Origin of the sequence: Streptomyces sp. NPDC002785 (assembly GCF_040295565.1) — a bacterium.
Classification (GTDB): domain Bacteria; phylum Actinomycetota; class Actinomycetes; order Streptomycetales; family Streptomycetaceae; genus Streptomyces.
The window spans coordinates 19,706-30,788 of sequence record NZ_JBEOVN010000078.1 but is presented as its reverse complement, the minus strand read 5'-3'; the positions used below and the strand labels follow the sequence as shown (position 1 = coordinate 30,788).

Annotated in this window: 9 protein-coding genes; 8 read left to right on the top strand and 1 reads right to left on the bottom strand. The window is 68.8% G+C overall.

Annotated features, from left to right (window positions below):
- From ABTZ94_RS19660 to ABTZ94_RS19650, 3 genes are all read left to right on the top strand, one after another.
- Window positions 1–676 (top strand): oxidoreductase dimerization domain-containing protein (locus tag ABTZ94_RS19660; RefSeq protein WP_351202328.1); only part of this gene is annotated, 676 nt, incomplete at its 5' end.
- Window positions 677–1,140: 464 nt separating this feature from the next.
- Window positions 1,141–1,824 carry a ribulose-phosphate 3-epimerase gene (rpe, locus tag ABTZ94_RS19655; RefSeq protein WP_351202327.1) on the top strand — a complete coding sequence of 228 codons (684 nt, stop codon included), beginning with the start codon at window positions 1,141–1,143 and terminating at the stop codon, window positions 1,822–1,824.
- A 165-nt stretch (window positions 1,825–1,989) separates the two neighbouring features.
- The gene (locus tag ABTZ94_RS19650; RefSeq protein ID WP_351202329.1) at window positions 1,990–3,006 is read left to right on the top strand and encodes a sugar-binding transcriptional regulator; all 1,017 of its coding nucleotides are present in this window, start codon (window positions 1,990–1,992) and stop codon (window positions 3,004–3,006) included.
- A gap of 195 nt (window positions 3,007–3,201) precedes the next feature.
- On the opposite strand, the gene ABTZ94_RS19645 is transcribed toward ABTZ94_RS19650, so the two are convergent.
- Complete coding sequence (locus tag ABTZ94_RS19645; RefSeq protein WP_351202326.1) at window positions 3,202–4,224, bottom strand: terpene synthase family protein; 1,023 nt, start codon at window positions 4,222–4,224, stop codon at window positions 3,202–3,204.
- A gap of 306 nt (window positions 4,225–4,530) precedes the next feature.
- On the opposite strand from ABTZ94_RS19645, the gene ABTZ94_RS19640 reads away from it, so the two are divergent.
- From ABTZ94_RS19640 to ABTZ94_RS19620, 5 genes are all read left to right on the top strand, one after another.
- Window positions 4,531–5,997, top strand: a complete 1,467-nt coding sequence (locus ABTZ94_RS19640) for a GuaB1 family IMP dehydrogenase-related protein (RefSeq protein WP_351202325.1) — start codon at window positions 4,531–4,533, stop codon at window positions 5,995–5,997.
- A 198-nt stretch (window positions 5,998–6,195) separates the two neighbouring features.
- Window positions 6,196–7,653 carry an aldehyde dehydrogenase family protein gene (locus ABTZ94_RS19635; RefSeq protein ID WP_351202324.1) on the top strand — a complete coding sequence of 486 codons (1,458 nt, stop codon included), beginning with the start codon at window positions 6,196–6,198 and terminating at the stop codon, window positions 7,651–7,653.
- 110 nt (window positions 7,654–7,763) lie between these two features.
- Window positions 7,764–8,219, top strand: a complete 456-nt coding sequence (locus ABTZ94_RS19630; RefSeq protein WP_351202323.1) for an Lrp/AsnC family transcriptional regulator — start codon at window positions 7,764–7,766, stop codon at window positions 8,217–8,219.
- A gap of 269 nt (window positions 8,220–8,488) precedes the next feature.
- The gene (locus tag ABTZ94_RS19625) at window positions 8,489–9,286 is read left to right on the top strand and encodes a carbon-nitrogen hydrolase family protein (protein WP_351202322.1); all 798 of its coding nucleotides are present in this window, start codon (window positions 8,489–8,491) and stop codon (window positions 9,284–9,286) included.
- A 53-nt stretch (window positions 9,287–9,339) separates the two neighbouring features.
- On the top strand, window positions 9,340–11,046 hold the full coding sequence (locus ABTZ94_RS19620) for a flavin monoamine oxidase family protein (protein ID WP_351202321.1): 1,707 nt from the start codon (window positions 9,340–9,342) through the stop codon (window positions 11,044–11,046).
- The last annotated feature ends 37 nt before the right edge of the window (window positions 11,047–11,083 follow it).

Genomic DNA, 11,083 nt, shown 5'->3' with positions numbered 1-11,083 from the left:
CGCGAAGAAACAGGAAGCCACGGAATCGCCTACCCCAATCGTGCCGCGTAGCGGTGCAGCGACAGGTAGGGACGGCCAGAATCCTCGGGCTTCAGCCCGAGGAGCATGTCAAGGACTGGAGAACACCGGCGTCCGCGTCACCGAGCGCGGCGCGATCGACGTCGACGGCCGCTGCCGCACCTCCGTCCCGCACATCTACGCCATCGGCGACGTCACCGCGAAGCTGATGCTCGCGCACGCGGCGGAGGCGATGGGCGTGGTCGCCGCGGAGACGCTCGCGGACGCCGAGACGATGGAACTCGACCATGTGATGATCCCGCGCGCCACCTACTGCCAGCCGCAGATCGCCAGCTTCGGCTGGACCGAGGCGCAGGCCCGTGAGAAGGGGTTCGACGTCAAGGTGGCGAAGTTCCCGTTCACCGCCAACGGCAAGGCGCACGGCCTGGGCGACACCACCGGCTTTGTGAAGCTGATCAGCGACGCCAAGTACGGCGAGCTCATCGGTGCCCACCTCATCGGCCCGGACGTCACTGAACTGCTGCCCGAGCTGACCCTGGCCCAGCAGTGGGACCTGACGGTCCACGAGGTGGCCCGCAATGTCCACGCCCACCCGACCCTCGGCGAGGCGGTCAAGGAGGCGGTCCACGGCCTCGCCGGGCACATGATCAACATGTGAGAAGGGGGCGATCCCTCGCACCGGAGCGGCGTCGGTCGGGAAGGAGCGGCGGACGCCGCCCGGCATCCGCTGCTCGCCGGCGCTTGTGACGCGGCTCCGGTGCGAGCGCGCCGAGGGCCAGGGGCACGGGGCTCGCTCCGTTCGTTGCAGGTGGCCGACCGCCGGCCGTGTCGGCGGTCGGCCCAGCATCTCCGAGCTGAGCCCGGCGACCTGCGCGGTGCCGCCCTCGGCTCGCGCGTCGGCACGCAGCAGGACCGAGCGGCGGGCGCCATCCCCTCGGCGACGAGTTCACTCGGGTGAGACGGCTGAGAAAGCCCCCGGTACCGACCCCGAACGGCCGGACGCGGGCTGAAACGCCCGTATCGTGCGGCCGGGGGCCTGGATTCCGCGAACTGTAATGATCCCGTGAGGCTTTGGCCCGCACCAGGGCGGGGAAGTGGCGCGGAACATGGCAGGCTTGGCACATGGCCCAGATCAACCCCAGCATCCTGTCCGCCGACTTCGCCCGTCTCGCCGAGGAGGCGAAGGCAGTCGAAGGTGCCGACTGGCTCCACGTCGATGTCATGGACAACCACTTTGTGCCCAATCTGACCCTCGGCGTGCCGATCGTGGACTCGCTCAGCCGGGCCACGGACACTCCGCTGGACTGCCACCTGATGATCGAGGACCCGGACCGCTGGGCGCCGCAGTACGTCGAGGCGGGGGCCGGTTCCGTCACCTTCCACGTGGAGGCCGCGGCAGCCCCCGTACGGCTGGCGCGGGAGATCCGGGCCAAGGGCGCCCGAGCCTCCATGGCGCTCAAGCCCGCGACGCCCATCGAGCCGTACGAGGACCTGCTCCCCGAGCTCGACATGCTGCTGATCATGACGGTGGAGCCGGGCTTCGGCGGTCAGGCGTTCCTGGACATCATGCTGCCGAAGATCCGCCGCACCCGTGAGCTGATCTCCAAGCACGGCCTTGAACTGTGGCTCCAGGTCGACGGCGGCGTCTGCGAGTCCACCATCGAGCGGTGCGCCGAGGCCGGTGCGGATGTTTTCGTCGCGGGTTCGGCCGTGTACGGGGCCAAGGACCCGGCCGAAGCGGTGCGCGCCCTGCGCGCCAAGGCAGAAGGGGCCACCGCCTCGGCGGCCTGGGCGTGCCGCCACTGAAGCCGGAAACCGGCGCCGGAACCCACTCCGGCCCCCGATTGCGGGTCGGCCCGGCCAAGGGCAGATGAACGCGGTCCGACGGGACCGTTCAAGGATCGCCGGATCTGACAGGATGAACGGCGTATCGAGAGTGTGAACAGCAGTGAGGAGAACGCGGTGTCTGCAATGTCGGCGGGACGGTCCGCCCTGCGGATGGGGCCCGCGGAGCTGGTGCAGGCGGCGGCCATGGCCCGCCGCTTCTACCTCGAAGGAAAGTCGAAGATCCAGATCGCCGAGGAGTTCGGCGTCAGCCGCTTCAAGGTGGCCCGGGTCCTGGAGACGGCTCTTGAGCGCGACCTCGTACGGATCGAGATCCGCGTCCCCGCCGAGCTGGACGCCGAGCGCTCCGACGCGCTCAGGGCCCGCTACGGGCTGCGCCACGCGGTCGTCGTCGAATCTCCCGCGGAGGAGCAGGACGATGCACCGGACCCGGAGAACCTGGGTGAGGTCGCGGCCGACCTCCTCGGAGAACTGGTGAACGAGGGCGATGTGCTCGGCCTGGCCTGGGGCCGTTCCACCATCCACATGGCGGCGGCCCTCGACCGGCTGCCGCCGTGCACGGTCGTGCAGCTCACCGGGGTGTACGACGCGGGGACGGCCGAGCGCGGCTCGGTCGAGGCGGTCCGGCGGGCCGCCCAGGTCGCCGGCGGTGAGGCCCACCCGATCTACGCGCCGATGCTGCTGCCCGACCCGGCCACGGCCGCCGCGCTGCGCCACCAGACCGGTATCGCCCGTGCCTTCGACTACTTCGACAAGGTGACGGTCGCCGCGGTGTCCATCGGCTCCTGGGAGCCGGGTATCTCCACCGTCCACGACATGCTCACGGACGAGGAGCGGGCGCACTACGCCTCGCTCGGCGTCGCCGCCGAGATGTCCGCGCACCTCTTCGACACGGAGGGACGGCGGGTCGGCCGGGACCTGGGAGAGCGGTGCATCACGGTCGAGGCCGACCGGCTGCGCCGGATCCCCGAGGTGGTGGCGATCGCGGGCGGCCAGCGAAAGGCTGCGGCGATCGGGGCGGTGCTGCGGTCCGGGCTCGTCACCAGCCTGGTGACGGATACGGCGGCGGCCGACTATCTGCTGACCGAGTCGGCGGCACCGCGGCGGCCGGCGCTGGAGAGGGCGGATCCGGACGGGGCCTGAGCGGGTGCCGGGGCCGGGCGGCGGTGATCGTTACCGGGGCCGCCCGGTGGCCGTTCCGGCATCGAACGCCGGGCGGGCTCGAACCTGCCCGGACGGTCGTCGAGCCGTGCGGATGACGGCGAGTGAAGTGCCCGGACAGCGAGTGAACTGCCCTGGCAGGGAGTGCGCTGCCCGGGCAGTGTCCGGCTCGATGGTTCAGTTCCGCGCCACGCCCAGGACCGTTGCCTCCAGGTACTGCTCCGGCTCCTCGTACTGGCTCACATCGGCCGGGTTGTACCGGGGGGTCTGCCGCGACCAGTCAAGGTTGCCGCGCATCCAGCTCCGCATCCCGTCCAGGTATGGCGCGAGCATCCAGGACAGCTGCGGGTACGCGGCCAGCAGCTCGGCCTCGGCGGTGAGGAACCGCTCCGTCTCCGTGGCGATCTCCGCGCAGACGTGTTTGAGCGCCTGCTCCTTGCCGTAACCGCGGTGGTGCCGGACCAGATGGACGAGATTGTGGATCTCGCCGAGAACCTGTTCCTTCTCGTACGAGTACACGTCGTTGGCCCAGCACACGACATTGCACGAGGCTTCCAGTGCCGTGATGAACCGGGAATCGTTGTGGATCGACTCGGGAGCCTCGATCCCGGCCACGATCTCTATCAGGTCCATGCAGACATGTATCGCGCCGGTGTGACGACGCTTGGCGATGTACGACTCCTCGGACGGCACCACACCCGCGGCCCGGTTCCCGGCCTCCCAGGCGGTGGCCGTCGTGAGATACGTGGTCAGGTGGCGGCCGAACCGGGTGCGCCAGTGTGCGGCGGCGGACGGCGTCGTCCGTTCCCACAGATCGACCAGGGCGACCACGGCGGCGGGGAGATCATCGTCGGGCAGGGTGGCCGAACCGGCGCCCTCGATCACGGACCGCATCACCGCGACCACGTCCCGCACCCGCTCCGGGCTGCGGCCGAGATGGCCGTCGTCGAGCTGGTCGTCGACGAGAAACAGCCATACGAACCAGTCGGCGACGAGGTCGAGATTCTTGCTGTCGGCGGTCGGATGCACCATGCCGACGAACGCTCCGAAGTCCGCCTGCTCGAAGCGCTCCCTGGCTGAATCACGGTGTACCAGACCGGTGTTGCGGATCCAGGTGTCGAGATGGGATCGGGTGTGCCCGACATGCGGATTCGTCCGCTGCGGGAACGGGCAGTAGATGTCCGGCAGTTCGCTCTCCACGGGTGGGTCGTGATCCTCTCCGGTTGTACGTGTGACGGAAGTTGTACCCATCCGCCTGTTCCTCCGGGGCAATATTCGTGACCCACGGGACCTGCGGATTGGAAGCTACCCGACCTCTTGTCACCAGGTCCAGGAAAGATGATCGCGAATGATTCGGATGCCGTGCGGGTAGGGCCGTGGGCAAGGCGGGCTCAACCTGCCCGGTACTCCCGCTCCGTTCCTTTGGGGAAACGTACGAGCGTGGGGGCTGTTCGTTGTGTCTTCGTGGAAGCGACCTGCTCCGTTTCGTATGAAAAAATGAGCGTTATGCGTTTTCTTGAGCCCGGTACTGGTCGCTACACAGACTCCCCCTCGGTCCCGTACGACCTCACGTACGACGATGTCTTCATGGTTCCGGGCCGTTCGGCGGTCGGTTCCCGCCAGGGTGTCGACCTCTCCTCGCGCGACGGCAGCGGCACCACCATCCCGCTCGTCGTCGCGAACATGACGGCCATCGCGGGCCGCCGGATGGCCGAAACGGTCGCCCGCCGCGGCGGGCTCGTCGTCATCCCTCAGGACATCCCGATCGACGTCGTCACCGATGTCATCTCCTGGGTGAAAACGCGCCACCTCGTGCTCGACACACCGATCGTGCTGGCCCCGGGCCAGACGGTCGCCGACGCCCTGTCCCTTCTGCCGAAGCGCGCGCACGGCGCGGGTGTCGTCGTCGACGAGGAGCAGCGGCCCCTCGGTGTCGTCACCGACCACGACCTGACCGGTGTCGACCGCTTCACCCAGCTCTCCGAGGTCATGTCCAAGGATCTGGTGCTGCTCGACGCGGACATCGACCCGCGCGACGCGTTCACCAAGCTCGACGGCGCCCACCGCAAGCTCGCCCCTGCGGTCGGCGCGGACGGCCGGCTCGTCGGCATCCTCACCCGTAAGGCCGCACTGCGCGCCACTCTGTACGCCCCTGCCACCGACGCAGCCGGCAAGCTGCGGATCGCCGCTGCCGTCGGGATCAACGGCGATGTGGCCGGCAAGGCCAAGCAGCTCCTCGACGCGGGCGTCGACACGCTCGTCGTGGACACCGCCCACGGCCACCAGGAGTCCATGATCAGCGCGGTCAGGGCCGTCCGGGCGCTCGACCCGCAGGTGCCGATCGTCGCGGGCAACATCGTCGCCGCCGAGGGTGTGCGCGACCTCGTCGAGGCCGGCGCGGACATCATCAAGGTCGGTGTCGGCCCCGGCGCCATGTGCACCACCCGGATGATGACCGGTGTGGGCCGTCCGCAGTTCTCCGCCGTCCTGGAGTGCGCCGCCGAGGCGAAGAAGTACGGCAAGCACGTCTGGGCGGACGGCGGCGTCCGTCACCCGCGCGATGTCGCCATGGCGCTCGCCGCGGGCGCGTCCAACGTGATGATCGGCTCCTGGTTCGCCGGTACGTACGAGTCGCCCGGTGACCTCCAGCAGACCGCCGACGGCCGCTTCTACAAGGAGTCCTTCGGCATGGCGTCCGCGCGCGCGGTGAAGAACCGTACGTCGGACGAGTCGGCGTACGACCGGGCTCGCAAGGCGCTCTTCGAGGAGGGCATCTCCACCTCGCGGATGTTCCTCGACCCGGCCCGGCCCGGCGTCGAGGACCTGATCGACTCGATCATCGCGGGCGTCCGCTCCTCCTGTACCTACGCCGGCGCGGCCTCCCTGGAGGAGTTCGCCGAGAAGGCGGTCGTCGGGATGCAGAGCGCCGCGGGTTACGCCGAGGGCAAGCCGCTGCACGCCAGCTGGAATTGATCCCGGATTCCCGCAACGACGTTGCCCCTCACAGCCGTTCGTGCCGTGAGGGGCAACGTCGTTTTCGGGTGTCCTCGCCGCGCGTCAGGGATGTCCGATTCCGGCCCTCGGATACCATGGCGATCCGCTTCAACCGCATTTAAATATAAGTAATATGAAGCGCAATCAGCTGCCTTCCTCTCTGCGGTAAGGGATCTCATGTCCTTCTTCACCGACCTGGCCCATCAGTACGTCGACGGAGAGTGGAGGTCGGGCAAGGGGTCCTGGGACATCATCGACTTCAATCCGTACAACGGAGAGAAGCTCGCCTCGATCACGGTCGCCACGGCCGACGAGGTGGACCTGGCGTACCGGTCGGCCGAGGCCGCCCAGCGGGCGTGGGGCGACACCAACCCGTACGCCCGTCGACTGGTGCTGGAGCGGGCGCTGCGCGTCGTCGAGGAGCGCGAGCCCGAGATCGGCGACGCGATCGTCGCGGAACTGGGCGGCACCCGGCTGAAGGCGGCCTTCGAGCTGCATCTCGCCAAGGAGTTCCTGCGGGAGTCGATCCAGCTCGCGCTGCGGCCCTCCGGGCAGATACTGCCCTCGCCGACCGAGGGCAAGGAGAACCGTGTCTACCGCGTGCCCGTCGGTGTCGTGGGTGTCATCAGCCCCTTCAACTTCCCGTTCCTGCTGTCGCTGAAGTCGGTCGCTCCCGCACTGGCGCTCGGTAACGCCGTGGTGCTCAAGCCGCACCAGAACACCCCGGTCTGCGGCGGCACGCTGGTGGCGAAGGTGTTCGAGGAGGCGGGGCTGCCGGCCGGGCTCCTGAACGTCGTGGTCACCGACATCGCGGAGATCGGGGACGCACTGCTGGAGCACCCCATTCCGCAGGTCATCTCCTTCACCGGCTCGGACAAGGTGGGACGGCACGTCGCCACGGTCTGCGCGGCGAACCTCAAGCGCGCCGTGCTCGAACTCGGTGGCAACAGCGCGCTCATCGTCCTCGACGACGCCGATCTGGACTACGCCGTGGATGCGGCTGTCTTCAGCCGGTACGTGCACCAGGGCCAGGTCTGCATGGCCGCGAACCGGATCCTGGTCGACCGCTCGGTGGAGAAGGAGTTCACCGAGAAGTTCGTCGCCAAGGTCGCGTCCTTGCGGGTGGGTGACCCGGCCGACCCCGAGACCCAGATCGGCCCGCTGATCAACTCCTCGCAGGCCGAGGCCATTTCCTCACTCGTCGACCAGACCGTCGAGGCCGGTGCGACGGCTCTGCTGCACGGCAGCGCTGACGGCAACCTGGTGAGCCCGTCCGTGCTGACCGGTCTGGCCGCCGATTCCCCCGTCCTGTCCCAGGAGATCTTCGGGCCGGTCGCGCTCCTCGTGCCGTTCGACGGTGAGGACGAGGCGGTACGGATCGCCAACGACACCCCGTACGGTCTGAGCGGCGCGGTGCACACCGGCAACATCGAGCGCGGCGTACGGATCGGGCAGCGCATCCACACCGGCATGATCCACATCAACGACGGCACGGTCCATGACGAGCCCATCGTCCCCTTCGGCGGCGAGAAGAGCTCCGGCCTCGGCCGGCTGAACGGTGAGTCGATGGTCGAGGCCTTCACCACCCAGAAGTGGATCTCGGTGCAGCACGGCCGCTCGCAGTTCCCGTTCTGACCGGTCACCGGATGCGGTGAGTGAGCCCTGCGGGGCCGCTCATGGTCTACTTCGGGGGCGGCCCATGCCGCCCCCGAAACCGGCCATCGCAGAGAAGTGAACCGCCCGAAGTGCGCCTGAACGACCTCGACGAACGCATCGTCCACGCCCTCGCCGAAGACGCCCGGCGCTCCTACGCGGACATCGGCGCGATCATCGGCCTCTCCGCACCCGCCGTGAAACGCCGTGTGGACCGGCTGCGCGCCGAGGGCGCGATCACCGGCTTCACGGTGCGGGTGGACCCGGCGGCGCTGGGGTGGGAGACCGAGGGGTTCATCGAGATCTACTGCAGCCGCAATACGTCGCCGGAGGCGATCAAGCAGGGGCTTGCGCGGTATCCGGAGATCGCGTCGGCCTCCACGGTGACGGGGGAGGCCGACGCGATCGTGCAGGTCTTCGCGGCGGACATGCGCCATTTTGAGCAGGTGCTCGAACGGATCGCGGGCGAGCCCTATGTGGAACGGACAAAGTCCGTGCTGGTGCTGTCGCCGCTGCTGCGGCGGTACTCGTCGGGGTCGCCCGAGTAGGGTGACGGCGGCGGCCGGCAGCCGCCCTCGGCAGTTGTCGGGCGGGCTGGTGATGCTCGGGCTGCGGGTCTCCGAGGAGGCGTCGGGCTGAGCCCTGTGTCACCTGCTTGACCTGCAGAGACGACGACGAGCGCAATGAATCGCTGCCAGCGGCCGTCGGCGCGCAATGGATCGACGGTGTACGCGCAACGGTCGCGCCTTGTCCGGTTCGAGTGGCGGACCGTACCGTCAATACGTCCCCGTCCCGCCCGCACCGCCCGAGGTCAGCCATGCCGCCATTGCGTACCGCCCTGCTCCAGAGCTCCGGACGACCCGGGCATGTGGACGAGAACATCAAGGTGCTCGACGAGGCCGCGGGGCGGGCGGCGGACGCCGGGGTCCGGCTGCTGGTCTGTCCCGAGCTGTTCCTGACCGGGTACGCGATCGGGGCCGACGTGCCCCGGCTGGCCGAGCCGGCTGACGGGCCGTCCGCCGGGGCCGTCGGCGAGATCGCCGCACGGCACGGGCTCGCGGTCCTCTATGGCTACCCGGAGCGCGCGGGCGAGCGGATCTTCAACGCCGCGCAGCTCATCGGGCCGGACGGGGCGGCGCTCGCGAACTACCGCAAGACCCATCTCTTCGGCTGCTTCGAGCAGGAGTGGTTCACCCCGGGCGAGCGGCCCGTCGTCCAGGCCGAACTGGACGGCGTACGCATCGGGATCCTGATCTGTTACGACGTCGAGTTCCCGGAGAACGTCCGATCGCACGCCCTCGCGGGCACCGATCTGCTGCTGGTGCCCACCGCGCAGATGCACCCCTTCCAGTTCGTCGCCGAGTCCGTCGTACCGGTCCGCGCGTTCGAGAGCCAGATGTACGTGGCGTACGTCAACAGGGTTGGTCCGGAGGGCGAGTTCGAGTTCGTCGGGCTGAGCTGTCTGGCCGGCCCGGACGGTACCGTCCGCACCCGCGCCGGACGTGGTGAGGAACTGGTCATCGGTGAGGTCGACCCCGATTTCCTGAGCGCGTCGCGCGCCGCCAACCCGTATCTGCACGACCGCCGCCCCGGTCTGTACGGCTCCCTCGTCTGAGTCCGCCACTTCCGTTCCACCCTCTTTCTTTTCGTGCAAGGAGTCCGTACCCCATGACGTCCACGGTGCCCAACGCCGTCCAGCACACCGACGCGGCCGAGCCGATCACCATGTTCGGGCCGGACTTCCCCTACGCGTACGACGACTTCCTGGCGCACCCCGCGGGGATCGGGCAGATACCGGCGACCGAGCACGGAACCGAGGTCGCCGTCATCGGTGGCGGGCTCTCCGGCATCGTCGCCGCGTACGAGCTGATGAAGATGGGGCTCAAGCCCGTCGTCTACGAGGCGGACAAGATCGGCGGCCGGCTGCGTACCGTCGGATTCGACGGCTGCTCCGCCGCAGGTGAAGAAGGGCAACTCACCGCGGAGATGGGCGCGATGCGCTTCCCGCCGTCCTCCACCGCGCTCCAGCACTACATCGATCTGGTCGGTCTGGAGACGAAGCCGTTCCCCAACCCGCTCTCCCCGGCCACCCCGTCGACCGTCGTCGACCTCAAGGGCGAGTCGCACTACGCACGGACCATCGCCGACCTGCCGCAGGTCTACCGCGATGTGATGGACGCCTGGAACCGATGTCTTGAGGAGGGCGCGGACTTCTCCGACATGAACCGCGCGATGCGCGAACGCGATGCGCCGCGCATCCGGGAGATCTGGGCGAAGCTCGTCCAGAAGCTCGACAACCAGACCTTCTACGGCTTCCTCTGCGACTCCGACGCCTTCAAGTCGTTCCGGCACCGCGAGATCTTCGGCCAGGTCGGCTTCGGTACAGGCGGCTGGGACACCGACTTTCCCAACTCCATCCTGGAGATCCTGCGCGTCGTCTACACCGAGGCGGACGACCACCACCGCTCCATCGTCGGCGGCAGCCAGCAGCTCCCGCTGCGGCTCTGGGAACGCGAACCGCAGAAGATCGTGCACTGGCCGCTCGGCACTTCGCTGTCCTCGCTGCACGACGGCGAACCGCGCCCCGCCGTGACCCGGCTGCACCGCACCGCCGGAAACCGGATCACCGTCACCGACGCCGACGGTGACATCCGCACCTACCCGGCCGCCGTCTTCACCGGGCAGTCCTGGCTGCTGCTCTCGAAGATCGACTGCGACGACGCGCTCTTCCCGATCGACCACTGGACGGCGATGGAGCGCACCCACTACATGGAGTCGTCCAAGCTCTTCGTCCCCGTCGACCGGCCGTTCTGGCTGGACAAGGACGAGACCACCGGGCGGGACACCATGTCGATGACGCTCACCGACCGGATGACCCGGGGAACGTACCTCCTGGACGACGGCCCCGACCGGCCCGCCGTCATCTGCCTCTCGTACACCTGGTGCGACGACAGCCTGAAGTGGCTGCCGCTCTCCCCGAACGAGCGCATGGACGTCATGCTCAAGTCGCTCGGCGAGGTCTATCCGGGCGTCGACATCAGGAAGCACATCATCGGCAACCCGGTGACGGTCTCGTGGGAGAACGAGCCCTATTTCATGGGGGCGTTCAAGGCCAACCTGCCGGGCCACTACCGCTACCAGCGGCGGTTGTTCACCCACTTCATGCAGGACCGGCTGCCCGCCGACCGGCGGGGTCTGTTCCTCGCGGGCGACGACATCTCCTGGACGGCCGGATGGGCCGAGGGCGCCGTACAGACCGCGCTCAATGCTGTGTGGGGCGTGATGACCCAGTTCGGCGGCGCGACCGATGCGACGAACCCCGGCCCCGGCGACGTCTTCGACGAGATCGCCCCGGTCGAACTCCCGGAGGACTGAGACCGGCCGGAGGCCAATCGGGCCGGCAGACGCTGCG

What these genes read in the sequence shown, in the direction of transcription:
- rpe (WP_351202327.1), top strand. Translation starts at nt 1,141, where the DNA reads ATGGCCCAGATCAACCCCAGCATCCTGTCCGCCGACTTCGCCCGTCTC.
- ABTZ94_RS19650 (WP_351202329.1), top strand. Translation starts at nt 1,990, where the DNA reads ATGTCGGCGGGACGGTCCGCCCTGCGGATGGGGCCCGCGGAGCTGGTG.
- ABTZ94_RS19640 (WP_351202325.1), top strand. Translation starts at nt 4,531, where the DNA reads ATGCGTTTTCTTGAGCCCGGTACTGGTCGCTACACAGACTCCCCCTCG.
- ABTZ94_RS19635 (WP_351202324.1), top strand. Translation starts at nt 6,196, where the DNA reads ATGTCCTTCTTCACCGACCTGGCCCATCAGTACGTCGACGGAGAGTGG.
- ABTZ94_RS19625 (WP_351202322.1), top strand. Translation starts at nt 8,489, where the DNA reads ATGCCGCCATTGCGTACCGCCCTGCTCCAGAGCTCCGGACGACCCGGG.
- ABTZ94_RS19620 (WP_351202321.1), top strand. Translation starts at nt 9,340, where the DNA reads ATGACGTCCACGGTGCCCAACGCCGTCCAGCACACCGACGCGGCCGAG.